This is a genomic window from Vibrio tapetis subsp. quintayensis (genome assembly GCF_030409945.1).
In the GTDB taxonomy this organism is placed as follows: Bacteria; Pseudomonadota; Gammaproteobacteria; order Enterobacterales; family Vibrionaceae; genus Vibrio; species Vibrio quintayensis.
The window spans coordinates 33,290-59,145 of record NZ_JAUFQV010000023.1 but is presented as its reverse complement, the minus strand read 5'-3'; the positions used below and the strand labels follow the sequence as shown (position 1 = coordinate 59,145).

At 45.0% G+C, this 25,856-nt stretch carries 22 protein-coding genes; 12 read left to right on the top strand and 10 right to left on the bottom strand.

Translation table 11 applies throughout. From position 1 onward, the window contains the following. Window positions 1-45: 45 nt before the first annotated feature. Window positions 46-1,422: a PhoH family protein gene (locus tag QWZ04_RS08490; RefSeq protein ID WP_290326938.1), complete on the bottom strand. Its 1,377-nt coding sequence runs from the start codon at window positions 1,420-1,422 to the stop codon at window positions 46-48. Between the two features lie 452 nt (window positions 1,423-1,874). Here QWZ04_RS08490 and rapA point away from each other — a divergent pair, with 452 nt between their 5' ends. The 3 genes from rapA (at window position 1,875) to QWZ04_RS08475 (ending at window position 6,696) form a co-directional block, all read left to right on the top strand. After that, entirely contained in the window at window positions 1,875-4,787 is a 2,913-nt protein-coding gene (gene rapA / locus QWZ04_RS08485) for an RNA polymerase-associated protein RapA (protein ID WP_290326936.1), read from the top strand. Between the two features lie 163 nt (window positions 4,788-4,950). After that, the gene (rluA, locus tag QWZ04_RS08480; protein WP_290326934.1) at window positions 4,951-5,688 is read left to right on the top strand and encodes a bifunctional tRNA pseudouridine(32) synthase/23S rRNA pseudouridine(746) synthase RluA; all 738 of its coding nucleotides are present in this window, start codon (window positions 4,951-4,953) and stop codon (window positions 5,686-5,688) included. Between the two features lie 54 nt (window positions 5,689-5,742). Continuing rightward, entirely contained in the window at window positions 5,743-6,696 is a 954-nt protein-coding gene (locus QWZ04_RS08475) for a D-2-hydroxyacid dehydrogenase (RefSeq protein WP_290326932.1), read from the top strand. A gap of 99 nt (window positions 6,697-6,795) precedes the next feature. On the opposite strand, the gene QWZ04_RS08470 is transcribed toward QWZ04_RS08475, so the two are convergent. Together QWZ04_RS08470 and QWZ04_RS08465 are read right to left on the bottom strand one after the other, a co-directional pair. Further along, on the bottom strand, window positions 6,796-8,061 hold the full coding sequence (locus QWZ04_RS08470; RefSeq protein WP_290326930.1) for an HlyC/CorC family transporter: 1,266 nt from the start codon (window positions 8,059-8,061) through the stop codon (window positions 6,796-6,798). Window positions 8,062-8,146: 85 nt separating this feature from the next. After that, window positions 8,147-8,941 (bottom strand): cytochrome C assembly family protein, encoded by a 795-nt coding sequence (locus QWZ04_RS08465; protein WP_290326928.1) that lies wholly within the window; start codon window positions 8,939-8,941, stop codon window positions 8,147-8,149. Window positions 8,942-9,110: 169 nt separating this feature from the next. On the opposite strand from QWZ04_RS08465, the gene ffh reads away from it, so the two are divergent. From ffh to QWZ04_RS08420, 9 genes are all read left to right on the top strand, one after another. Next, window positions 9,111-10,508 carry a signal recognition particle protein gene (ffh, locus tag QWZ04_RS08460; protein WP_290326925.1) on the top strand — a complete coding sequence of 466 codons (1,398 nt, stop codon included), beginning with the start codon at window positions 9,111-9,113 and terminating at the stop codon, window positions 10,506-10,508. Window positions 10,509-10,752: 244 nt separating this feature from the next. Further along, complete coding sequence (gene rpsP / locus QWZ04_RS08455; RefSeq protein ID WP_290326924.1) at window positions 10,753-11,001, top strand: 30S ribosomal protein S16; 249 nt, start codon at window positions 10,753-10,755, stop codon at window positions 10,999-11,001. A 29-nt stretch (window positions 11,002-11,030) separates the two neighbouring features. Then, window positions 11,031-11,585 (top strand): ribosome maturation factor RimM, encoded by a 555-nt coding sequence (gene rimM, locus QWZ04_RS08450; RefSeq protein WP_290326922.1) that lies wholly within the window; start codon window positions 11,031-11,033, stop codon window positions 11,583-11,585. A gap of 29 nt (window positions 11,586-11,614) precedes the next feature. Then, a complete protein-coding gene (trmD, locus tag QWZ04_RS08445; RefSeq protein ID WP_290326920.1) occupies window positions 11,615-12,373 on the top strand; it encodes a tRNA (guanosine(37)-N1)-methyltransferase TrmD in 759 nt (252 codons plus the stop codon). A 41-nt stretch (window positions 12,374-12,414) separates the two neighbouring features. Continuing rightward, complete coding sequence (gene rplS, locus QWZ04_RS08440) at window positions 12,415-12,768, top strand: 50S ribosomal protein L19 (RefSeq protein WP_102523068.1); 354 nt, start codon at window positions 12,415-12,417, stop codon at window positions 12,766-12,768. Window positions 12,769-12,988: 220 nt separating this feature from the next. Beyond that, on the top strand, window positions 12,989-13,798 hold the full coding sequence (dapB, locus tag QWZ04_RS08435) for a 4-hydroxy-tetrahydrodipicolinate reductase (RefSeq protein ID WP_290326918.1): 810 nt from the start codon (window positions 12,989-12,991) through the stop codon (window positions 13,796-13,798). A 514-nt stretch (window positions 13,799-14,312) separates the two neighbouring features. Continuing rightward, the gene (gene carA / locus QWZ04_RS08430) at window positions 14,313-15,452 is read left to right on the top strand and encodes a glutamine-hydrolyzing carbamoyl-phosphate synthase small subunit (protein WP_290326915.1); all 1,140 of its coding nucleotides are present in this window, start codon (window positions 14,313-14,315) and stop codon (window positions 15,450-15,452) included. Between the two features lie 17 nt (window positions 15,453-15,469). Then, the gene (carB, locus tag QWZ04_RS08425) at window positions 15,470-18,697 is read left to right on the top strand and encodes a carbamoyl-phosphate synthase large subunit (RefSeq protein ID WP_290326913.1); all 3,228 of its coding nucleotides are present in this window, start codon (window positions 15,470-15,472) and stop codon (window positions 18,695-18,697) included. A 170-nt stretch (window positions 18,698-18,867) separates the two neighbouring features. Further along, window positions 18,868-19,647: a TSUP family transporter gene (locus QWZ04_RS08420; protein WP_290326911.1), complete on the top strand. Its 780-nt coding sequence runs from the start codon at window positions 18,868-18,870 to the stop codon at window positions 19,645-19,647. On the opposite strand, the gene QWZ04_RS08415 is transcribed toward QWZ04_RS08420, so the two are convergent. The 7 genes from QWZ04_RS08415 to QWZ04_RS08385 form a co-directional block, all read right to left on the bottom strand. Continuing rightward, complete coding sequence (locus QWZ04_RS08415) at window positions 19,598-20,443, bottom strand: LysR family transcriptional regulator (protein ID WP_290326909.1); 846 nt, start codon at window positions 20,441-20,443, stop codon at window positions 19,598-19,600. The genes QWZ04_RS08420 and QWZ04_RS08415 overlap by 50 nt on opposite strands. 122 nt (window positions 20,444-20,565) lie before the next feature. Then, window positions 20,566-21,186 carry a TRIC cation channel family protein gene (locus QWZ04_RS08410; protein WP_290326907.1) on the bottom strand — a complete coding sequence of 207 codons (621 nt, stop codon included), beginning with the start codon at window positions 21,184-21,186 and terminating at the stop codon, window positions 20,566-20,568. A 139-nt stretch (window positions 21,187-21,325) separates the two neighbouring features. Further along, window positions 21,326-22,162, bottom strand: a complete 837-nt coding sequence (locus QWZ04_RS08405; protein WP_290326904.1) for a cobalamin-binding protein — start codon at window positions 22,160-22,162, stop codon at window positions 21,326-21,328. Next, window positions 22,162-23,115, bottom strand: a complete 954-nt coding sequence (locus tag QWZ04_RS08400; RefSeq protein WP_290327076.1) for a cobalamin biosynthesis family protein — start codon at window positions 23,113-23,115, stop codon at window positions 22,162-22,164. The genes QWZ04_RS08405 and QWZ04_RS08400 overlap by 1 nt, the downstream gene beginning before the upstream one ends. Before the next feature lie 7 nt (window positions 23,116-23,122). Then, the gene (gene mtnN, locus QWZ04_RS08395; RefSeq protein WP_290326902.1) at window positions 23,123-23,821 is read right to left on the bottom strand and encodes a 5'-methylthioadenosine/S-adenosylhomocysteine nucleosidase; all 699 of its coding nucleotides are present in this window, start codon (window positions 23,819-23,821) and stop codon (window positions 23,123-23,125) included. 73 nt (window positions 23,822-23,894) lie between these two features. Then, the gene (locus QWZ04_RS08390) at window positions 23,895-24,329 is read right to left on the bottom strand and encodes a DUF1499 domain-containing protein (protein ID WP_290327075.1); all 435 of its coding nucleotides are present in this window, start codon (window positions 24,327-24,329) and stop codon (window positions 23,895-23,897) included. A 94-nt stretch (window positions 24,330-24,423) separates the two neighbouring features. Then, the gene (locus QWZ04_RS08385) at window positions 24,424-25,836 is read right to left on the bottom strand and encodes an FAD-dependent oxidoreductase (protein WP_290326900.1); all 1,413 of its coding nucleotides are present in this window, start codon (window positions 25,834-25,836) and stop codon (window positions 24,424-24,426) included. Between the last annotated feature and the right edge of the window lie 20 nt (window positions 25,837-25,856).

Here is a 25,856-nt window from a genome sequence, read left to right as displayed (position 1 = left end):
ATGCGCCCAAAACGTTTTGGGCGCAATGGTTCAAAAAGCCATGAACTATAGGTTTTCTTCAGCAAACTCAGCGAGCCGGCTACGAACCACACCATTTAGATGAATGTTGGCACTACCGGGGAAGTTTTTAAATCGCTCAACCATATACGTTAGCCCTGAGGTTACAGGGGTTAGGTAAGGTGAATCAATTTGAGCCAAGTTGCCTGAACAGACAATTTTCGTTCCTTCGCCACAACGCGTGATGATGGTCTTGATTTGTGAAGCGGTTAAGTTTTGACACTCATCTAATAAAACAAATGCATTTTGAATGGATCGTCCACGCATAAAGTTGATCGATTTAAATTGAATGTTGGCTTTATCGCAGATGTATTTTAATGAGCCTTCGGTACAGTGATCGTTTTTATGCAAGGCTTCGAGTGTATCTGTGATTGCTGCGAGCCACGGCATCATCTTCTCCTCTTCGCTGCCCGGTAAAAAACCAATCGACTCACCTATATCTGGGGTATTTCTTGTTACGATAATTTTGTCGAACATACTGCGTTCAATGTTTTGCTCTAAAGCCGCGGCCATGGCAAGCAATGTTTTTCCGCTTCCTGCTGCACCCGTTAAGATGACCAAATCAATGTCTGGGTCAAGCAGTGCATCTAGCGCCATGCCTTGATAGATGTTCTTTGGCCTGATATCCCACGCCTGACGATGCATTAAGCGTTCATGTCCAATGTCTTTGATGACGATTTTGTCTTCTTCGATGGAATCTACTCGGCCTGCAAAGTCACTTCTCTCATCAATTAAATATTGATTAACAAATGTTGCTTCAAGTTCTTCCTTATCTAAAGTATGGAAGGTTTTACCTGCTAAGCTTTTGCTTTCGACGTTTTCAATTTGTTGCCAGAAGTCGCCAGGGTACTTGTGAAAGCCCTTAGTTAAGAACTGCACGTCATCAATCAGTTGGTCGGTGCGGTAATCTTCGACTAAGCGCACGCCAGCCCCTTTGGCTCGAAGCCTCATGTTGATGTCTTTGGTGATGAGCACCACATCTCGAGGGGAACGTTTGTTCTGTAAATAAATCACACCGTTTAAAATACGATTATCGCCTTCCTTATCAGCAAAAGCTCGTACGGTCTCTTGTAATTCGAAGTCGGCTAAAATAGCGATCGTGCCACTGCTTTGATTGTCTTTATGAAGAGGAATACCTTCTGAAATTTGATCTGGTGTGGCGTCGTGGAATAGATTTTCCATGCTGCGAATCGCCACGCGTGCGTCTCTGGCGACGTCACGTTTGCTGTCTTTAATGCGGTCAAGCTCTTCTAGTACGGTCATTGGAATGATGACATCATGTTCTTGGAAAGAATAAATAGCGAAAGGTTCGTGTAGCAGGATATTGGTATCGAGAACAAAGATTTTCTTATCGGTATCGCCCATAAACGTCTCCTTTCTGCCGTAGCAGATTGCTCAGTTCGATTTGCAAATAGTTTGCAATGAATGATTTGAGCAGAGGCCGAAAAAGCGCTGGGGTGAGGTGTCGTTACCCATCCAATTGAGTGAGCCTTACCCCAAGGTGCTTCTAAACAGCCACATACTTCAAACCCGTTTAGATACCCGTTCAAATGCTTAATCAAACAAATGAACACAGTTCTAGTATATGAAATCTGTGAGAACTTTGTTTTAGGATTGTCACATCTTTCTTACACTTTGATGGCAAATGAGAAACAGCATAAAAAAAGCCACATTTTGCTCGCTTTCAACGTGACCTAAATCACGGCATCAAGTAAGATTAGCGCCCTTTTGAGCAGGTAAGGCTGGAGTTACTCCAGATTCGAATATACTTATCCTTACTTGTGGATTTAGTCATAAAAAATGAGGTAGTCAATCACATGGCATTTGCTTTAGGTCAACGCTGGATTAGTGATACAGAGAGTGATTTAGGTCTTGGTACGGTCGTCGCAATGGATGCTCGTACAGTTACACTAATGTTTGCGGCATCAGAAGAAAACAGAGTCTACGCTCGCACCGATGCCCCAGTGACCAGAGTAACCTTTAACGTTGGGGATGTGATTGATGCTCAAGAAGGCTGGACGTTAAAAGTAGAAGAAGTATCTGAAGACGCAGGTATTCTGACGTACTTTGGTACTCGTCAAGATACTGAAGAAAGTGATGTCGCTTTACGCGAAATATTCTTAAGTCATCAAATTCGTTTCAATAAACCGCAAGACAAGTTATATGCAGGCCAAATCGACCGCATGGATAACTTTGTTTTGCGTTATCGCGCACTTAAAAACCAATTTCAGCAACATAAGAGCCCGATGCGTGGCTTATGTGGTATGCGCGCAGGCTTAATTCCTCATCAACTTTATATTGCCCATGAAGTAGGGCGTCGTCACGCGCCTCGTGTTTTACTGGCGGATGAAGTTGGTTTGGGTAAAACCATTGAAGCCGGCATGATCATGCACCAACAGCTGTTATCTGGCCGTGCTGAGCGTATTTTGATTTTAGTGCCTGAAACTCTACAGCATCAATGGTTAGTCGAGATGATGCGCCGCTTCAATATGCACTTTTCTATTTTTGATGAAGAACGCTGTGTTGAGGCCTATGCAGAAGCAGATAACCCGTTTGATACGCAACAGTTGGTGTTATGTTCTTTAGACTTCTTACGTAAGAGCAAGAAGCGTTTGGACCAAGCGTTAGAGGGTGACTGGGACCTATTGGTTGTTGATGAAGCGCACCACCTAGAGTGGAGCCAAGAAAAACCAAGTCGTGAATACCAAGTGGTGGAAGGGTTAGCTGAGCGTACCGATGGTGTATTACTGCTAACGGCAACACCAGAACAATTGGGGCATGAAAGCCACTTTGCTCGCTTGAGGTTGCTTGATTCTGACCGTTTCTACGACTACGAAGAATTTGTAAAAGAAGAAGCGCAATACGCGCCAGTTGCAGATGCGGTAACAACACTATTTTCTGGTCAAAATCTAGAGAGTGACGCTAAAAAACAGATTGCAGAACTGTTGCACGAGCAAGATGTAGAACCTTTGTTCAATATTATTGAAGGTGACGCGGCGGAAGAAGAGAAAGCCAAAGTCCGCCAAGAGTTGATTGACAGCCTCATGGACCGACACGGCACTGGCCGCGTGCTATTTAGAAACACCAGAGCAGCAATCAAAGGTTTCCCTAAGCGTAACGTTCATATTCTACCTATGCCGATCCCGAGCCAATACACAACAGCGATGCGTGTAGCCGGAATGCTAGGTGGGGCGAAAATGAAGCCTGAAGCTCGCGCAATGAAAATGCTCTACCCAGAAGAAATTTTCCAAGAGTTTGAAGGCGATAGCGCGTCGTGGTGGCAGTTCGATTCTCGTGTGAACTGGTTGCTTGAAAAAATTAAAGAAAAGCGCAGTGAAAAAATATTGGTGATCGCTTCGCGTTCTAATACTGCATTGCAACTAGAGCAAGCATTGCGTGAGCGTGAAGGCATTCGTGCCACCGTATTCCACGAAGGCATGTCTATTATCGAACGAGATAAAGCATCGGCGTATTTTGCTCAAGAAGAAGGCGGTGCACAGGTATTGATCTGTTCGGAGATTGGCTCTGAAGGCCGCAACTTCCAGTTTGCCAACCAATTGGTGATGTTTGATCTGCCGTTTAATCCTGACCTATTAGAGCAGCGTATCGGTCGTTTGGATCGTATTGGCCAACAACGTGATATCGATGTTTACGTTCCTTACCTTGAAGGTACGTCGCAAGGCACCTTAGCGCGTTGGTTCGATGAAGGTTTGAATGCCTTCAGAGAAACATGCCCTACAGGCCGTGCCGTTTACGATCAATTTGTTGAACAGTTAGTGGATATTTTGGCGTCAGGAACCAGTGAAGGTCTTGATGACGTCATTGAAGAGTCAAACAAACTCAACCTTGAGTTGAAATCTAAGCTAGAACAAGGCCGTGATCGTTTGTTGGAAATGCATTCAAACGGCGGCGATCGAGCCCATGAGATTGTTGAAAAAATTGAAAGCACTGATGGCGATACTAATTTAGTAACGTTCGCTTTAGGTCTGTTCGATACCATAGGTTTGAATCAAGATGACAAAGGCGAAAACGCATTGGTGGTCACGCCATCAGAGCACATGATGGTGCCAAGTTATCCGGGTTTGCCATATGAAGGCGCAACCATCACGTTTGATCGTGAAACGGCTCTGTCTCGTGAAGATATGCATTTCATGAGTTGGGAGCACCCAATGATCCAAGGTGGTATCGACTTGCTACTGAGCGAAGGCGTTGGTACATCAGCGGTGTCGTTGTTAAAAAACAAAGCGTTGCCTGTGGGAACCATCTTATTGGAGTTGGTTTACCTTGTGGATGCGCAAGCACCAAAACGCAGTGGTATTTCTCAGTTCCTACCTCAAACGCCAATTCGCATCATGTTGGATGGCCGTGGTAACGATTTGTCTGAACAAGTAGAGTTTGAGGGTTTCAACCGTCAGCTAAGTCCTGTTAATCGTCATTTAGCCAGTAAATTGGTGAACTCTGTGCAAGCACAAGTGCACCAGTTGATTGAAGCGGGTGAGGGGCATGTGGAGCCTCAGCTTGAAAAAGTGAGAGCACAAGCCATGCAAGACATGCAGCAAAATCTGAATGGTGAGCTTGAGCGTTTACAAGCACTAAAAGTTGTGAACCCAAATATCCGTGATGAAGAACTTGAAGCCATCGAGGCGCAGATTAAAGAGCTTACGGGTTTGATTAATCGTGCTCAGATTCAGCTAGATTCGTTACGCTTGATTGTTGTTAGTCATAATTAAAAAAGGCTGAGGGGTTAAGAACGCTTTGCTAAAGGCGAAAGATGATGTGAGTTGGCTTCTAAGATGAATCACACCTTTCGCCAGACTTCTTAATCTTTCTTCGCCCATAAAGCCCTAGGAGTTGTCATAGCTCCTCATTCATTACCGCGAGAACTTTAACGCCATGGCAATGCTTGAATACCTTCCGCCAACAGAGCCTTGGCTCGACATTCAATATGAAGACGACGATATCCTTGTGGCAAATAAGCCACCAGGCTTGTTGTCGGTGCCGGGGCGTTTAGCCGAACACTACGACAGCTTGTGGAGTCGTTTAGTCGCGGTTTATCCAGAGATCCAAGTGGTACATCGACTTGATATGTCGACTTCAGGTTTGATGCTGCTGGCAAAAAACAAAGAGGCCGAACGCCATCTTAAAAAGCAGTTCCAATACCGTTTGACCCATAAAATCTATTACGCGAGAGTTTGGGGACAACCGAACGAGAGCGAAGGTGAGGTGGATTTACCTTTGATTTGTGATTGGCCTAACCGTCCGTTACAGAAAGTGTGTTATGAGCATGGCAAACCTTCTCAAACACGCTATCAAGTGCTCGATAGAGAAGATAAAACCAGCGTGGTACGTCTATTACCAATTACTGGCCGATCTCATCAACTGCGTGTTCATATGATGGAATTAGGGCATTCGATTGTGGGTGATGAGTTTTATGCCAAAGATGAAGCGCTAGCGTATTCAGAACGCTTACAATTGCATTCGGCAGAATTGAGTTTCTATCACCCTGCAACCAATCAACTAAAAGTGATCTTTGTTCCTTGTGATTTTTATCCACAAGCGAAACCTGAGTTGCTCAATGTATTTGAATTTGCGCTAGAATTGCCGGATTATAAAACCCTACCTAAAAATTAGCGCAGCTGGCGAAAGTTAAGTTTGCGTGCAGCGTTACAGGGAGGTAACGATTCAATGAACGTCGTCTTACTCGATAGGGAAACCATTCCCGCACATATTTGCTTTCCTGCACTGAGCTTTGAGCATCAATGGCTTGAACACTCTTTCACTTTTGCAGAAGGGGTCGCCTCTCGGATCGAACACGCTGTTGTGGTTGTGAGTAATAAAGTCCGTCTTGATGAAAGCAATTTGGCTAATGCAAGGCAACTAAAGTTGATTGTTGTTGCCGCTACCGGCGTCAACAACGTTGATTTGGATTACTGCCGTAAGCAGGGGATTGCGGTGTGTAATGTGCAAGGATACGCGACTCGCTCTGTACCTGAGCATGTCATTGCTATGTTATTCACTCTAAGACGAAATCTGTTGGCTTACCATCAAGATGTTCAGGCAGGCAAGTGGGGCGATTCGCGGCAGTTTTGTTTTCTGACGCACCCTATTAATGATGTCGCTGATTCGACCATCGGGATCTTTGGTTCTGGTGCGTTAGGGCAATCTGTCGCAAAACTGGCTGAAGCGATTGGAATGAAAGTCCTGTTTGCTGAGCGGAAAGGTCAAGCTGATTGTCGTGAGGGTTATCTGCCTTTTGAAGAGGTATTGAAACAAGCGGATGTAGTTAGCCTGCATTGTCCATTAAACAACGAGACTCAGAACTTAATTGGCCAAGCAGAACTTACATTGATGAAAGCAAGTGCGACCCTTATCAATACAGGACGTGGCGGGCTGGTGGATGAATTTGCGTTAGTTGATGCCTTAAAATCAGGGCAAATTGGTGCGGCTGGGTTCGATGTTGCAACGCAAGAGCCCGCTCCCGATTCGAATCCGTTAATTGAAAACTCGAGCTTACCTAATCTACTGATCACCCCACATGTCGCTTGGGGCAGTGATAGCGCAATTACGCGATTGTGTGAAATCGTGATTGAAAATATCGAAGCATTTGTCGCCGGCGGAAATCTTAACCGAGTAGTATAAGAGGCAAGGTTAAATACGATTAAGATAAAAAAGAACGCTTAGATTAGTGCAATCTAAGCGTTCTTTTATTTCTATGTAGTCTTCTTTAGCCTTTAGCCTTTAGCCTTTAGACGGAAACACCTTCACCATCTTAATTTTGTTCTCAGTGAAATCCATGATTTCCATCGGGTGGTTGGAAATTTGAATACTGATGTGGCTTTCAGGTATGTCTTCTAAGTGCTCTAAGATGAGACCGTTTAAGGTTCGAGGCCCATCAGTAGGCAATTCCCATTTCAACCCTTTATTAATATCTCGAATATTGGCACTGCCCTCAATGAGAAAACTGCCGTCAGTTTGAGGCGTAATTTCTTCCGCTAAACTTGGTGTCATTGAGGTTGTGAACTCACCAACTATCTCTTCCAGAATATCTTCTAACGTTACCAAGCCGTTGATGTCGCCATATTCATCAACCACCAAGCCAATGCGCTCTTTATTGCGTTGGAATTTAAGTAATTGAACATTCAACGGGGTCGATTCAGGAATGAAATACACTTCATCAGCCGAGCGAAGTAGCGTTTCTTTGGTAAACTCATTTTTTTCTAGCATGATGCGATAGGCTTCCCTCATACGCAACATACCCACCACTTCGTCAATTTGATCACGATAGAGGACAATTCTGCCGTGAGCAGAGTGCGTCAGTTGGCGCACAATCGATTTCCAGTCGTCGTTGATGTCAATGCCGGTAATTTCATTTCTTGGCACCATGATGTCGTTCACGGTGACATTTTCTAAATCTAGAATTGAAACCAGCATCTCTTGGTGACGCAACGGAATGAGGTTTCCAGCTTCATTTACCACCGTACGCAGCTCATCTGAACTTAAATGATCTTCATTAGTGTGCTTTGCTTTGATACCTAAGATACGGATAAAGCCATTGGTAATGAAGTTCACCAAAATAACCAATGGAGAGAGTATCTTCATTAGTAAGCTTAAGACAATGGAACTGGCGTAAGACACGCGTTCAGGATAAAGGCTTGCAAGAGTTTTAGGTGTGACTTCTGCAAAGACGAGTACCACCATGGTGAGGGCACCTGTTGCAATCGCGACCCCGAGATCGCCATATAAACGCATACCAATAATAGTCGCGATAGCAGAGGCTAAAATATTCACTAAGTTGTTGCCAATGAGAATGAGGCCAATCAAGCGATCTGGACGTTCGAGCAGTTTCTCTACTCGGCGAGCCCCTTTATGGCCCTCTTTGGAAAGGTGTTTGAGACGATATCTGTTGAGCGACATCATCCCTGTTTCTGAGCCAGAAAAATATCCTGAGATGATGATTAGAATAGCGAGCACGGCAAATAATATGCCCGTTGATATGTCATCCAAACTGATTTTGTCCTTATGTTCCTATATAGAGGTGCTGGTCATCTTCATTAATTAAATGACAACGACGCAAAAATGCAAATTACATTTATCCGAGAATGATCTCGCGCACAAAGCGGCTACCAAAATAAGCCAGCGTTAATAACGTCGCTCCTGCGACAGTGATCCAGGTTACTCGAGTACCACGCCATCCTTTTTGGTAGTGGCCCCAAAGTAATACGCTGTATACAACCCACGCGATGAATGAGAGAACGGCTTTATGTGCTTTGCCTTGCATGAACATATCGTCTACAAAGAAGTAGCCGGTAATTAATGTGGCGGTTAACAGCACTGTACCGATTAAGATGATCTTGAAAAGTTGTCTTTCCACCTTCATTAATGGGGGAAGGTTAGGGTTTATTGCCAAAGACTTTTTGTTTTTTAACTTATGATCAAGCCAGCCGAGCTGCAGTGCATATAAAGCAGCAATGGTGAGCGTAGAGTAAGAAAATAGAGCCAAAGAAATGTGCATTAACAACTTAGGTGCGTTTTCTAAGTGTGTAATGTAAGCGCTGGGTAAGAATGTGGCCGCCGAAAGGTTTAAAATGGCAAAGCCGTACACAACAGGCAATAAGAACCACAGACGAGTTTTGAACATGGAAGCACTCATCACAAGAGAAATGATGAAGCTGATCAAAGAAGCGACATTTAGAATACTGAGATTCTGGCCACTTCCATTTAGAATAAGGTCACTTAAGAGCCAAGCATGAAAAAACAGTGCAGATAAAGCACAGGCAAACACAGCTCGTGTCTTGATACCGGTATGATGCGCCAAACCTGGCACGATCGTACTGATGGCAAGAGCATAAAGAATTACGGCTGCAACGGCGATCAAGCTTTCCATGGTTTTTCACAATTTTGACTGTCAGAATAGGGGATTATACCCAAGAGACATCCAAGTGCATAGTGGCGTCCTCGCTATTCCTTGCGTTCCTGTGACAGACACTTGCTGAAATCATCAGGCCGATTAATGTATACTCACTTTAATTATCTCATTTACTGAGCGAACTCCTATGTTTGAGAATTTAACGGATAGACTATCCAAAACGCTGAAGAATATCAGCGGTAAAGGTCGACTGACCGAAGACAACATCAAAGAAACGTTACGCGAAGTCCGCATGGCACTACTGGAAGCCGACGTTGCATTACCAGTAATCCGTGAATTCGTAAAACGAGTTAAAGAAGGCGCTGTTGGTGTTGAGGTGTCTAAATCTCTCACCCCTGGTCAAGAATTCATTAAGATCGTTCAGGCTGAGCTTGAAGCGGTCATGGGCGAATCTAACGAAGCATTAGACTTAGCCGCGCAGCCTCCTGCTGTGATTTTGATGGCGGGTTTACAAGGTGCTGGTAAAACCACCAGTGTCGCTAAACTGTCTAAGCTTCTTAATGAGCGTGATAAAAAGAAAGTATTGGTTGTTTCTGCCGATGTTTATCGTCCTGCGGCGATCAAACAGTTGGAAACCTTAGCGGGTGAGGTTGGCGTCGATTTCTTCCCATCTTCAGCGGATCAAAAACCATTGGATATCGCTAATGCAGCGATCGACCACGCTAAGAAAAAATTCTACGACGTATTGGTTGTCGATACTGCCGGTCGTTTAGCCATTGATGAAGCTATGATGGGTGAAATCAAAGAGCTTCATGCGGCTATTACACCTGTCGAAACCTTATTCGTGGTTGATGCCATGACAGGTCAAGATGCGGCGAATACGGCTAAAGCCTTTGGTGACGCACTGCCTCTGACCGGTGTGATCCTAACTAAAGTTGATGGTGATGCCCGTGGTGGTGCTGCATTATCTGTGCGCCACATTACAGGTAAGCCTATCAAGTTCTTGGGTGTTGGTGAAAAAACTGATGCATTAGAACCGTTCCACCCTGAACGTGTCGCTTCGCGAATTCTTGGTATGGGTGACGTACTATCACTTATCGAAGATTTGCAGCGCAATGTTGATACTGACCAAGCTGAAAAACTGGCGAAAAAATTCAAAGAGAAAAAAGGCTTTGATTTAGAAGATTTCCGCGAGCAGCTAGGCCAGATGCAAAACATGGGCGGCATGATGGGCATGATGGATAAGCTACCGGGCATGAGCAACTTACCAGACAACGTTAAAGACAAAGTTGACGATAAGATGTTCAAGCAAATGGAAGCCATCATTAACTCAATGACAATGAAAGAGCGTTTGCGCCCTGAACTCATTAAAGGTTCTCGTAAAAAACGTATTGCTGCCGGTTCTGGTACTCAGGTACAAGACGTAAACCGCATGCTTAAACAGTTCACCCAAATGCAGAAAATGATGAAGAAAATGCAAAAAGGTGGCATGAAAGGCATGATGCGTAACATGCAAGGCATGATGGGTGGCATGGGCGGTGGCGGTATGGGAGGCATGGGAGGCGGAGGTTTCTTCGGTCGCTAATTCCTCTTATTGCGCCTAATCAAGCGTAAAAACTGCATTCATCGCAATGAGTTGAACTAACAATCATCTCATTGCGTGAAGTTCATCACTGAAAAAGCACTTGCCATGTAGTGGTGAAAAAATAGCTAAAAGCCTTGCATTGACTCCTAATAAGAGTAAAATTCCGAGGCTTTATTTTGGCACGAGACCCCAAAAACTAATTTTTTGGGGTCAATTTATTTATTGAGAAAGCAAAGAGGACGACATGGTAACCATTCGTTTGGCACGTCACGGCGCTAAAAAGCGTCCATTTTATCAAATCGTAGTAGCTGATAGCCGCAACGCTGTAACTGGCCGTTTCATTGAGAAAGTAGGTTTCTTTAACCCTACAGCTCAAGGTCAAGAAGAAGGCCTACGTCTAGACCTAGATCGTGTTGATCACTGGGTTGGTCAAGGCGCTACGGTTTCTGACCGTGTTGCTAAGCTAGTAAAAGACGCTAAGAAAGCGGCTTAATTCTTACTTATATAAGAAGAAATTAGCTTATGTCGATGAAGGATAAAGAAACAATGAGTGAGCAAAACGAAAAAATTGTTATGGGCAAGTTTGGTGCTACCTATGGCATTCGTGGCTGGCTTAAAGTTATTTCCTACACAGACAATGCTGAAAACATTTTTGATTATAGCCCTTGGTATTTAAACCAAAAAGGCAAATGGGTTGAGTACAAAGTAGAAAGCTGGAAACGTCATGGTCAAGGCTATGTGTGTAAGCTGGAAGGTCTAGAAGTTCGTGAAGAAGCGCAACTACTGACTAACTTTGAAATTGCTGTTAACCCTGCATCACTACCTGAATTGTCAGAAGATGAGTTCTACTGGCGTGAGTTGTTTGGTATGCAAGTGGTAACCACTAAAGGTTACTCGCTAGGTGAGGTTACTGATCTCCTAGAAACTGGCTCAAACGATGTTTTGGTTGTGAAGGCTAATCTTAAAGATGCTTTTGGCCAAAAGGAACGGTTAATCCCGTACCTTGAAGAGCAAGTGATCAAGAATGTTGATCGCGAAGCTCGCCGGATCGAAGTTGACTGGGATCCTGGCTTCTAAGCCATAATTAATATAGAGCGAGAGAACACATGTGGGTTGGGGTTATAAGCCTATTTCCTGAAATGTTCCGTTCAGTTACTGATTATGGAGTAACAGGTCAAGCGGTTAAAAAAGGTCTTTTGTCTATAGAGACATGGAATCCTCGTGATTTCACTCAAGACAAACATCGCACTGTTGATGATAGACCTTACGGTGGCGGCCCTGGCATGCTAATGATGGTTCAGCCTTTGCGCGATGCTATCCATGCAGCCAAGAATGCATCACCGGGTACGACGAAAGTGATTTACCTTTCACCTCAAGGTCGAAAACTCGACCAGCAAGGTGTTGAAGAGTTAGCTACATATGAGAACCTCGTTCTAATATGTGGCCGCTATGAAGGGGTAGATGAGCGCATCATCCAAGCGGAAGTTGATCAGGAATGGTCAATTGGCGATTTTGTGATGACGGGTGGGGAAATCCCAGCCATGACGTTAATTGATTCAGTGTCTCGGTTTGTTCCGGGTGTACTTGGAGATTTTGCGTCAGCAGAAGAAGATTCTTTTGCAAATGGTTTGTTAGATTGCCCGCACTATACGCGCCCTGAAGTGTTGGACGGAGAAGAGATACCATCGGTACTCAAATCTGGAAATCACAAAGACATTCGTCGCTGGCGATTGAAACAATCGTTAGGCCGAACTTGGCTAAGAAGACCAGAGCTTCTGGAAAACCTAGCTCTGACTGACGAACAGGAACAATTACTAGCCGAATTCGTTAAAGAGCATAAGCTCGCGAGTAATGACAGCAAGTAACCTATTTATTTTAGTATCAGTTTATTCTAGGAATTTACAAAATGAGCAACATCATCAAGGCTCTTGAAGAAGAGCAAATGAAATCAGACCTACCTAAATTCGCACCAGGTGACACTGTTGTAGTTCAGGTAAAAGTAAAAGAAGGTGACCGTGAGCGTCTACAGGCATTCGAAGGCGTTGTAATCGCTATTCGTAACCGTGGCCTACACTCTGCATTCACTGTTCGTAAAATCTCGAACGGCGAAGGCGTTGAGCGTGCTTTCCAAACTCACTCACCTATCGTTGATAGCATTGAAGTTAAGCGCCGTGGTGCAGTACGTCGTGCCAAACTGTACTACCTACGTGAGCGTTCTGGTAAGTCAGCTCGTATTAAAGAGAAACTTACTAAGAAGTAATGCTGTTTGCATTCTCATAGTGAAAGCGGGTTCCCTTCGGGGAGCCCGTTTTTTTTTTGCTAAAAGCGAAGCGGTAAAGAAGGCACGGAATAAAAGATGAGAAGATATTCATTTGACAGTGATCGCGCTAAGGGCAAACTACTTAGCACTTTTAATTAGTAGAAACTTTTGCTCATTTACGTTACATTGATCACATCATTACATATGGAGAAAGAACGCAATGGTTCGAATTGCGATTGCAGGAGCAGCCGGCCGCATGGGTCGTAACTTAGTCAAAGCTACCGTATTTAATTCAGAGTCCACCTTAGGTGCCGCATCTGAACGTCCCGAGTCTTCGTTAATTGGTGTTGATGCAGGTGAGCTAAGCGGTGAAGGTCGCTTGAGCGTAGCGCTAGTAGATGACTTTGCTAAAGCCGTTAATGAATTTGATGTTCTGGTCGACTTTACTGCGCCTAGCAGTACATTGGCAAACATTGAACTGTGTAAGCAACACGGCAAGACCATTGTTATTGGTACTACCGGTTTTTCTGATCAAGAAAAACAACAAATCGAACAAGCCTCCAAAGAAATTCCTATCATCATGGCTCCAAACTACAGTGTAGGCGTCAACCTGGTATTTAAGCTGCTTGAAAAGGCCGCCAAAGTGATGGGTGATTACTGTGATGTTGAAATCGTTGAAGCACACCACCGCCACAAGGTAGATGCACCATCGGGTACCGCTATTGGTATGGGTGAGGCAATAGCCGGAGCGATGGGCAATGATTTAAATGACGTCGCGGTTTATGCTCGTGAAGGCATCACGGGCGAACGAACCAAAGACGAGATCGGTTTTGCTACCATTCGTGCAGGCGATATTGTCGGCGAGCATACAGCTATGTTTGCAGATATTGGTGAGCGTGTAGAAATAACGCATAAAGCGACCGATAGAATGACCTTTGCCAACGGCGCAATCAAGGCTGCGGTATGGTTGGCTGCAAAACCTGCGGGCTTCTACACCATGACTGATGTGTTAGGTTTAAACGAGCTGTAACGTTTATACTCGTTAAGTGAGATAAAAGCAGTTATAAATAATTATGCGCCAGCTTAACGCTGGCGTAGTGCTATCTATTGATATGTTAATTTATAGTATCTTGACCTTTTGTTGTGTTAAATGGCCTGGTTAGCTTGTCTTTATAGCCTCTTCGATTTAAAAGGTCTATCTAACCTTTAAATATGTGTGTTATTGGTGCGTTTTTAACGTTTGCGTATTGTTGATTGTCTTCTCCTGTCCATTACTCAGCCCATTTCTGTAAAATTCTCAATTTCGGCTTCCGAATAGTGCTTCGGTCATGACTAAAGTTATGCTTTTATGGCGTTAATGCTGATTAGTGGGTTTTTATTAGCAAATAACAAATTTCCTGTGCGAGAAATGTTGACACACATCACAGTGATCACTAGAATATCGCCAATTTGTCAAAATTCACTGATTTTGCGCATTCATGCGAAAAAAGTGTTATATTTGCAATTTAAATCAATTTTAATGCATTTTTATTCTGGAGGTTGCCTTGAGTAAGTCAGCACTGTTAGTCCTAGAAGATGGGACTGTGTTCCACGGTCAGTCCATTGGAGCAGATGGTTCAGCTGTTGGTGAAGTAGTTTTCAATACCTCGATGACGGGGTATCAAGAAATCCTTACCGATCCTTCCTATTCCCAGCAAATTGTTACTCTTACTTATCCTCACATCGGCAATACCGGAACGAACTCCGAAGACGAAGAATCTTCTTCTATTCATGCACAAGGCCTTGTGATTCGCGATCTTCCCCTTATCGCTTCTAATTTTCGCAATGAACAAACCCTTTCTGACTACCTAAAATCGCAAAATATTGTTGGTATCGCTGATATTGATACGCGTAAGCTAACTCGTATTTTGCGCGAGAAAGGTGCTCAAAATGGTTGTGTTGTTGCCGGCAACAACTTAGATGAAGCGTTAGCTCTAGCTAAAGCAAAAGAATTCCCTGGCTTGAAAGGAATGGATCTTGCGAAAGAGGTTACAACAAAAGAAGCGTATCAATGGAAACAAGGTTCGTGGACGCTTACGGGTGGACTTCCTGAGGCGAAAGACGACAGCGAGTTGCCATACCATGTTGTTGCTTACGACTTCGGCGCCAAGCGTAACATCTTACGTATGCTCGTTGACCGCGGCTGCCGCTTAACTGTTGTACCAGCTGAAACATCGGCTGAAGACGTTCTTGCTCTTAACCCAGATGGCGTATTCCTGTCGAATGGCCCAGGTGACCCAGAACCATGTACTTACGCTATCGAAGCAACGAAAGTATTCCTAGATAAAGGCCTGCCTATTTTCGGCATTTGTCTTGGTCACCAAATTCTTGCTTTGGCGTCTGGCGCGAAAACAGCAAAAATGAAATTTGGTCACCACGGTGCTAACCACCCAGTAAAAGACATCGACCGCGATGTGGTTATGATTACTTCACAAAACCACGGCTTTGCAGCTGATGAAGCAACGCTTCCAGAGAATCTACGCGCGACGCATAAATCATTGTTTGACGGGTCTCTACAAGGTATCCACCGCACTGATAAACCAGCGTTCAGTTTCCAAGGTCACCCAGAAGCAAGCCCAGGTCCAATGGATGCTGCGCCGCTATTTGACCATTTCATCGACCTTATTAAACAGCACTCAGCGTAATTCGGAGTAGAGAGAAAATGCCAAAACGTACTGACATTAAAAGTGTTCTTATTCTAGGTGCTGGCCCGATTGTTATCGGCCAGGCTTGCGAGTTCGATTACTCTGGTGCTCAAGCTTGTAAAGCTCTGCGCGAAGAAGGTTACCGAGTAATTCTAGTAAATTCGAACCCAGCAACCATCATGACTGACCCAGATATGGCCGATGCAACATACATCGAACCTATTCACTGGGAGGTTGTACGTAATATCATTGCAAAAGAAAAGCCTGATGCTGTCCTGCCTACAATGGGTGGTCAAACAGCGCTTAACTGTGCTCTAGACCTAGAGAAACACGGCGTACTTGAAGAGTTCGGCGTTGAGATGATTGGCGCAACTGCTGATGCAATCGACAAAGCAGAAGACCGTTCTCGTTTCGATAAAGCGATGAAGTCTATCGGCCTTGAGTGTCCGACTGCTGATACTGCTAAAACGATGGAAGAAGCTTACAAAGTTCAAGAAATGGTTGGTTTCCCTTGTATCATTCGTCCATCGTTTACGATGGGTGGTACAGGCGGTGGTATCGCTTATAACAAAGAAGAATTTGAAGAAATCTGTCGTCGTGGTTTGGACTTGTCTCCAACTAACGAACTTCTAATCGATGAATCATTGATCGGTTGGAAAGAATACGAAATGGAAGTGGTTCGTGATAAAAACGATAACTGCATCATTGTATGTACGATTGAAAACTTTGACCCAATGGGTATCCACACTGGTGACTCAATCACAGTGGCACCTGCTCAAACGCTAACTGACAAAGAATACCAGCTAATGCGTAATGCATCGCTAGCGGTTCTACGTGAGATTGGTGTTGAAACAGGTGGTTCAAACGTACAGTTTGGTATCAACCCTGCTGATGGCCGTATGGTTATCATCGAGATGAACCCACGTGTATCTCGTTCATCTGCTCTAGCTTCTAAAGCAACAGGCTTCCCAATCGCTAAGATTGCAGCGAAGCTGGCTGTAGGCTTTACGCTTGACGAGCTAATGAATGACATCACTGGCGGCGCGACTCCAGCCTCATTCGAACCAACGATTGACTACGTTGTTACTAAGATTCCTCGTTTTAACTTCGAAAAATTTGCAGGTGCAAATGACCGTTTGACGACTCAAATGAAGTCAGTGGGCGAAGTTATGGCGATTGGTCGTAACCAACAAGAATCACTGCAAAAAGCGCTACGCGGCCTAGAAGTTGGTGCGAATGGCTTTGATGAAATGGTTGACCTAGACGCTCCAGACGCACTGACGAAAATTCGTCATGAGCTAAAAGAAGCGGGTGCAGAGCGTATCTGGTACATCGCTGACGCATTCCGTGCAGGCATGTCTGTTGACGGTGTATTCAACCTGACACAAATCGATCGCTGGTTCCTAGTACAAATCGAAGAAATCGTTCAGCTAGAGCAACAAGTGAAAGCAGGCGGTTTTGCTGGCTTGAACAAAGATGTGCTTAATAAGCTGAAGCGTAAAGGTTTTGCTGATGCACGCTTGTCTAGTGTTCTTGGTGTCGCTGAAAGCGAGATTCGTCGTCTACGCGACCAATATGATATTCACCCTGTCTACAAGCGCGTAGATACGTGTGCTGCTGAGTTCTCTTCAGATACCGCGTACATGTACTCATCTTACGATGAAGAATGTGAAGCTCAACCGACAGATAAAGACAAGATCATGATCTTGGGTGGCGGTCCGAACCGTATCGGCCAAGGTATTGAATTTGACTACTGTTGCGTTCATGCATCGTTAGCGTTACGTGAAGACGGTTACGAGACCATCATGGTTAACTGTAACCCTGAAACCGTGTCTACTGATTACGATACGTCGGATCGTTTGTACTTCGAACCAGTAACACTGGAAGATGTACTTTCAATCGTACGTGTTGAGAAGCCAAAAGGCGTGATCGTTCAGTACGGTGGTCAAACGCCACTTAAACTAGCGCGTGCTCTAGAAGCGGCGGGTGTACCTATTATTGGTACAAGCCCAGACGCTATCGACCGTGCAGAAGACCGTGAGCGCTTCCAAGTTGCTGTAGACCGTCTTGGCCTACTACAACCAGAAAACGCAACAGTAACGACAATGGAGCAAGCGGTAGAGAAATCTCGCGAAATCGGCTTTCCATTGGTTGTACGTCCTTCGTACGTACTGGGTGGTCGTGCGATGGAAATCGTCTATGATGAGCAAGACTTACGTCGCTACTTCAACGAAGCGGTAAGTGTTTCTAATGAGTCTCCAGTTCTACTTGATAGCTTCCTAGACGATGCTGTTGAAGTTGACGTTGACGCCATCTGTGATGGTGAGCGCGTTGTAATTGGCGGTATCATGGAGCACATCGAGCAAGCGGGTGTTCACTCAGGTGACTCTGCATGTTCTTTACCTGCATACACGCTTAGCGAAGAAATCCAAGATGTAATGCGTGAGCAAGTTGAGAAACTGGCGTTTGAGCTAGGTGTTCGTGGCTTGATGAATACCCAGTTTGCAGTTAAAGACAACGAAGTTTACTTGATTGAAGTAAACCCTCGTGCAGCGCGTACCGTGCCATTCGTATCTAAAGCAACTGGCGCGCCGATTGCTAAGATTGCAGCGCGTGTTATGGCGGGTCAATCTCTTGAGTCTCAAGGCTTTACTAAAGAGATCATCCCACCTTACTACTCTGTAAAAGAAGTGGTATTGCCATTCAACAAGTTCCCAGGTGTTGACCCACTATTAGGCCCAGAAATGCGCTCTACTGGTGAAGTTATGGGTGTTGGTGCGACGTTTGCTGAGGCTTACTCTAAAGCTGAATTGGGTTGTGGCAACATTTACCCTGAAGGCGGTCGTGCACTTCTTTCTGTTCGTGAAGGCGACAAAGAGCGTGTTGTAGACCTAGCTTCTAAGCTAACTAAACTGGGTTACCAGTTAGACGCAACTCACGGTACGGCTGTTATTCTAGGTGAAGCGGGTATCAACCCTCGTCTAGTAAACAAAGTACATGAAGGTCGTCCTCATATTCTTGACCGTATCAAGAACAATGAGTACACCTACATCGTGAATACAGCGGCAGGTCGTCAAGCGATTGAAGATTCTAAAGTACTTCGTCGTGGCGCACTCGCTGAAAAAGTGAACTACACAACAACGCTTAATGCAGCGTTTGCTACCTGTATGGGACACACCGCTGATGCAAAAACCAGCGTAACGTCAGTACAAGAGCTGCACGCAAAAATCAAAGCTGATGCATAAAATTTGATTTAAAGTGATGAAGCCCGCTCAATAGAGCGGGCTTTTTTTGTTTAAGGAACTAGAAATTTAATTGATGAAATAAAGGAATAGATTAAAAGCCCGTGTTTCGCTGTTGCCGCCTGGTGGTGACTGATAGCCTAAAAAGATAAGCAGAGGGTAGGCAAAAAAATATGGATATTTCTTTCGATATATTGGCAATGTTATTTGTGGTCGCTGGCGTCGCTGGCTTTATTGACGCAATGGCTGGAGGTGGAGGTTTGTTAACGCTGCCTGCGTTGTTAGCTGCGGGGATCCCTCCAACGCAAGCTCTTGCAACCAATAAACTGCAAAGCTCATTTGGCAGCTTCTCTGCGAGTTGGTATTTCGTTCGTAATGGCATCGTGAGTGTTAAAGAGATGCGCTTGGCTATTGTCTGTACCTTTATCGGCTCCGCGGTGGGGGCTGAGTTGGTCCAATATATTGATGCCAGCGTGCTTACTAGTGTTATTCCATTGCTGCTTATTTCCATTTCACTGTATTTTTTGTTAGCACCACAAACTAAAGAATCTGACGGAAAAAAGAAGATATCAGAGGCGATGTTTGCTTTTAGCGTTGGTGGCAGCGTTGGTTTTTATGATGGCTTCTTTGGGCCTGGAACCGGCTCTATTTTTACCGTTTGTTTTGTTGTGCTTGGCCATTTCTCTTTAGTTGATGCAACGGCTCGAACTAAGATCCTTAACTTCACATCTAATATTGCCGCGCTTATATTTTTCATTATTGCAGGGTTGCCAATATGGGAGCTTGGCTTAGTGATGGCAGTTGGTGGTTTTATTGGTGCTCAGCTTGGTGCTAAGGTCGTGGTTACAAAAGGGCAGAAGTGGATTCGCCCGCTAGTGATTGTAATGTCGATGAGTATGGCAATTAAACTGCTTTGGGAACAGCACCAGCAATGGATTCTATCAGTGCTTTAACACGATTTGAGCGGTAGCTATTCGGCCTAACACAGACATGAATAGGGCGGATTAATCCGTCAAGCTCTGGAAAACGGAACAGATTTTTTGGCTCGATGTTGAGTGTTTTCACTATTGATAACGGCACCAAAGCGGGCCCGACTCCACCTAGCGCTAACTGGGCGGCAGCAGTATACGCATCCATCTCCATCATCGGTTTTATGTTGAATCGGGCTAAGGCTGCTAGCTGATACGAATTAGCTGGGTTGGTCATATCATTGGTGATCACACGTGGCGGGAGGTCAATGAGTGGCTGAGCGCTGACCATATAAAATGGTTCATCGAAAAGGTGGAACGTCATTAAGCCATGATGAGGAGGCAGTAAGCCCGCGCATAACCCGAGAGTCGCTTTACCAGATTGTACACGCTCAATGATTCTAGGTGTGTGATTGGTCGTGATTGTGATATATCGGTCTTGTTGAAGAAATCCTCCCATCATCTTACCCAAATAACCGGCTATCAATGACTTGGAGCTATCTAAGGTGATAACAGTGGTATCTTCTAGTTCCTGTTGTTCGTAGATCAAGCCTCGCAGTTCACTGAATGTTGGGCCAATGTTCTCTATCAATGCTACCGCGTCAGGGGTGAGTTTTACTTGGCGGCCACTCGGTTCAATCAGTTTTTTTCCTAGCTTGTTTTCTAAGTTGGCAATGCGTTTACTCACAGCCGATTGGCTGATGTATAACAAGCTCCCGGTGCGGCTCATGGTTTTCTCTTTGCTGAGAACAAGGAGTGTCTCGATACCTTCTAGTAGCATAGTAATGATGAGATTATGGAATGATAGTTTGACTGTATCTTATTTGGTGTACGTGAACCAGAAGTGAAAGTGCGGCACCTTATCGTGGCACCGCATTACTAATTGGTTTGATCAGACCATTACTATCGATTTAGGGCAAAGGTTGGCAGCGATAAGTGCCAGCGAATAGCGGCAAGTCGAATTGCGAGTGTAATGAATACGCCCGTTAAGAGTGCGGTGGCGCTATCCAAACCGAAATGCAGTGCACCGGTATGAATTAAACCTCCAGCCAAACAAGCCGTAGCGTACACTTCGCTTCGTAACACCATCGGGACTTCTCGAGCAAGCACGTCTCGAATGATGCCTCCCCCACAACCTGTCAGCACGCCCATGATCACCGCAATAAGATAAGAGTCTTGGTAGAGCAAGGCTTTCTCGACTCCAATTCCGACAAAGACGGCCAGACCAATGGCGTCACATACTGGCAGTACGTACCAAGGGACGCGTTTAGGTCTTCGAACTAGAAGTAAGGTAAGTAAACAGGTAATTAGAATTACCCAAATGTACAAAGTATCTTTTATCCAAAAAATCGGGGTGGCACCTAGTAGCATGTCACGAATTGATCCGCCGCCAATAGCAGTCACACTGGCGAGAACTACAACGCCAAAAGGGTCCATCTTTAACCGGCCAGCCAATAATACGCCAGATATTGCGAAAACGGCGGTGCCGAACATATCAATGAAATATAGAAGAGTGATTTCCATGTGCGGTCCGAATCCAGAACAGTGATTTAAATTTGGGGGAATTGTACGACATCATGTTGATAATTCCGACTAAAATAGACCGCTATTTCAGCATAATTCTCTGGACTATGACCTAGATTAAGCGCTGGAGAATGTCGGTTTAGTCGAGTTTGTTCCTTGCTTGTTCGAAGTAGTCGCATACTTGAACAATAGCTTTTAGTGAGCGCATGGTTGGACGGTTAATCCAACTGGCATTTAGGCTCCATATCTGGTCTTTTCCGACCGCTGGAATTTGCTTGTGCCATTTGGCCCACTGACCATTATCAACCACTGCGTGTCGTGAGGTGAAAATTACTTCTGGCTGCCTTAATACCACTTGCTCTATGCCAACTTGAGGGTAGGGAGTGGCGCTGTCTGCAAAAATATTACGGCCACCACAAAATTGGAACACTTCACTTGGCCACCCTTTCTGGGCAATGGTAATGATTGGGCTGGCACTTAATTGATAAAAGTACGGGACTTCTTTATCAACAGAGTAAGCGCCTTTTAAATTGGTCAACTCGCGGCGAAATGCATCTGCATTTTTGGCTCCAATAGATGGGTCTTCGGCGTACTGGCTCAGAGCATCGACGCTGTTGGCTATTTCTGTGAGCGAGTGAGCTTTGGTTTCAAAAACCGTAAAGCCCAGTTGTTTTAGCTTGTCGAGTTCTTTAGATGGATTGCCATTGGGCCAAGCAATAATTAGATCTGGTTGTAGTGTGATGATACGTTCAAGCTTAATGCCTTGGTAGTTTGCGACGCGCTCCAACTGTTTTGCTTGTTCTGGATAATCACTGTGATCACTCGCGGCAATAAGCTTCTCGCCAAGCCCTGCGCTATAAGCAAGTTCTGTTGCGTGTGGAGCAAGAGATATGACTCTTTCGACTGGCTTTGCGTTGATGATAGTTGGTGCAACAAGAGAGAGTGTGAGCGTTAGTAGGCGAGTTAAAAATTGCATTATATTCCTTGGTAGATCACGATCATGATGGCGCTTTGTATGAGTATCCAGCCACAAATCCGCCAAGCGAGTAGATGCTGGATTTGTGCTAAATGGAAAGCTGACGGGGCAATTCTTCCACCTACTTTAGGGCGAATTGCTTTTTTATCGCCATAGATTGCGGGACCACCTAATGAAAGTTCTAGTTTGTGCCCTACTGCGGTGAGTAACCAACCCGGTCCAGGTAAAGGCCACTGTCTCGCCTGAGAAAAGAGCGCGCTCAATGTCGACGAGCCATTTTTCCCTATGGTTATCATTAGGCTGTATATTTTAAGTGGGAGCCAATCTAAAACGGCTAAAGCGCGAATTGCGAATAAACCAAACGGTGAGTACTCACTACGGCTTGGAGACCATGCTCTGGCAAGTTCCATAATCAAACGATACAAAAATGCGCCAGTGCCTCCAGCGATACCAAACCAAAATAGGACACATACCACATTTCGGCCGTAGCCTAAAATCAAGGTTTCCGCCCCTGCTTTGCCAAGGCCCAAAGAAGAAAGTGAGCGGGTATCACGATTAACAAAGGGCTTCAATTCACTGCGAGCGCGTTTTTTGTCTTCTTTGCCTAAGGCTTCAATCAACTGTTTCGCTAAAGATTCGTTACTTCGCCAATCAATAGCCAGTAAAAGAAGTGCCATTTCGAATGCTTGTGGCTGCCAAACTAAGGGTTTTAAAGCCCAAAGAAACAACCAAGCAGGTAGGATCATTAATGCCCACGCTAGCGTGCCTGAAACATGGCTTTGGTTGTAGCTGTGATTTAAGTTTACTTTGTGGGCAAGAATCTCAGCAAATTTATGCCATAAGGTTGCAGGATGAAGTGCTTTAGGAATAGGAAGAATAAGATGGAATAGGATAGCGCCCCACATTACCAGTAGGGCACCGTTGGAATAAAGCTTACCGAACAGCTCTTCCATCATAGAGTTACTTGCGCAGGATCTCTGCCATGTTGCTTACCATTTCTGATGAGCTTTTTGCAGCAAGAGGCAAGAATTCGTCAAAGCTCATTGGAGATTCTTTGTCGGCAACGTCAGAAATTGCACGTACAACAACAAAGGGTACTTTGAATTGGTGACAAGTTTGAGCGATGGCTGACGCTTCCATCTCTACAGCGATAACACTTGGGAAGTGTTTACGAATGTACTCTTGGCGTTCAGCGCTGCAGACAAACGCATCGCCAGTACAAATTAGACCGCGTACAGCGTGTGTATCGGTCATTTTTTCAAGTGCTTGTTCTGCTACTTGCATCAGTTTTTCGTCAGCTAGGTAAGCTGCTGGTTGACCTGCCATTTGCCCCATTTCGTAACCAAATGCTGTTACATCAGCATCGTGGTGGCGAACTTCAGTAGAGATAACCACATCACCTAGGTTTAATGTGCTATCAAAGCCGCCGGCACTGCCCGTATTGATGACCGCTTCAGGCTGGTAGATTTCTAGCAATAGTGCTGTTCCAACCGCCGCCGCAACTTTACCAATACCAGATTGAAGTAAAATGACCTCAACACCGTTAAGTTGGCCGGTGTAAAAAGTGCAACCACCACGTGATTCTTCTACACAGTTAGTGAGGGCTGATTTTAAAATAGCAACTTCTTGCTCCATTGCGCCAATAATGCCGAGTTTCATCTGTTATCTCTATGTTTGTGGGTTGGTATTTTGCAAATTGTAGCATGGAAAAATGGCGCTGTAGAACTTTAGGTTAAGGCTTAATGATGTTCGCTTCGGTTAATTTAAGACGCAATGTGTCTGCACGTTCTCGGTTGACACCAAAATCAGAATGCCCAGTTCGGGACTCTGAGCGCACCAGTAGCTTGTCATCTTGAATTCGAATTTCTAAATCATCCACAAAGCGAAACAGCGAGCTGGTGCATTCGATACGTAAGTAATCTTGTGTTTGCTCTGCCGTCTCGGCGTTGTGTAAGGTCAGGGCGACTTGTTCAACGGCAGCAATATCGGTGTTAGCACTCACTAACTCATACGTTGCCAACTGAAAATCAGGGCGGGTGTCTTGTGTTGAGACACAGTTTGGTTTGTCTGCACACGGAGCGGCAGTTCTATCCGTCATTGTTGATACATTCTTACTACAGGCGCTCAACGTGATTACGAGCAACGTTGCCGAAAGAGTTTTTAACATGTCCATTGTCTTGCCTTTATAGGTATATTGATTTTGCAAAAAGGTGAAACACCTGAGTATTTCGCCTTTCACGTTTCCTGACTTGACGCCTAAGTTAGATATCTAAGTATGTTATGATGCCTTCAGCCGCTTTGCGACCCTCATCAATGGCAGTAACGACTAAGTCTGAGCCACGTACGGCATCTCCGCCAGAAAATATTTTCTCATGGCTGGTTTGAAATGCAAAGGCTTGGTCTGATGGGGCTTTAATTCTTCCCCACTGATCAAGCTCTACACCAAAGGGTTCTAACCATGGCATTGGGTGTGGTTGGAAGCCAAAAGCCATAATAACCGCATCAGCGGGTAAAATATGTTCACTGCCAGCGACAGGTTCTGGCTTCCTTCTACCTGCGGCATCGGGTTCTCCAAGCGCGGTTTTAACAACCTTAACGCCTGATACCTGACCGTGAGCATCCACTTCAATGCTCAGAGGCTGCAAGTTGAATTGAAACTCAACGCCTTCTTCTTTTGCATTTTTCACTTCTCGTTTGGAACCGGGCATGTTTTCTTCATCGCGGCGGTAAGCACAAATAACGTGTTTGGCATTTTGGCGAATGGAAGTTCTGACACAGTCCATAGCTGTGTCGCCACCACCGAGAACGATGACGCGCTTGCCTGCCATATCGACATAAGGCTCGCTATTGGTCAGGTTCATGACTTTGTATGTGTTAGACACCAAGAATGGCAGGGCATCAAACACACCATCAGCATCCTCGTTGGTTAACCCTGCTCGCATGTTTTTATAGGTGCCGACACCGAGGAAAACAGCGTCATAGTCATCAATGAGTGATTGCAGTGAAATGTCTTTACCCACATCGACATTGAGTTGAAATTCTACCCCCATGTCAGAGAATATCTTTCTGCGATTGGTCATGACCTCTTTTTCTAACTTAAAAGAGGGAATACCAAACGTAAGCAGGCCGCCAATTTCAGGATAGCGATCAAACACGACCGGTTTTACGCCATTTCGAACTAATACATCGGCTGCCGCTAGCCCTGCAGGGCCCGCACCAATTATGGCGACTCTTTTATCGGTCCACTCAACTTCAGATAGATCGGGCTTCCAACCCATTTTGAACGCTTTATCGGTGATGTACTTTTCAATGTTGCCTATGGTTACGGCACCGAAATCATCGTTTAACGTACATGAGCCTTCACATAAGCGATCTTGTGGGCACACGCGGCCACATACTTCAGGCAAGCTGTTGGTTTGATGAGAAAGTTCTGCCGCTTCGATGATTCTTCCTTCATTGGCGAGCTTTAGCCATTGGGGAATGTAATTGTGAACCGGGCATTTCCATTCGCAATAGGGGTTACCACAATCCAGACATCGATCGGCTTGTGCAGTGGCTTGTTGTTTCGTAAACGGTTCGTATATTTCTACAAACTCGATCTTACGGATCTTAATTGGCTTTTTGGCCGGATCGACGCGTTGTACATCGATAAACTGGTAGACATTTTGGCTCATCTTTCTTGCTCCTTAAGATG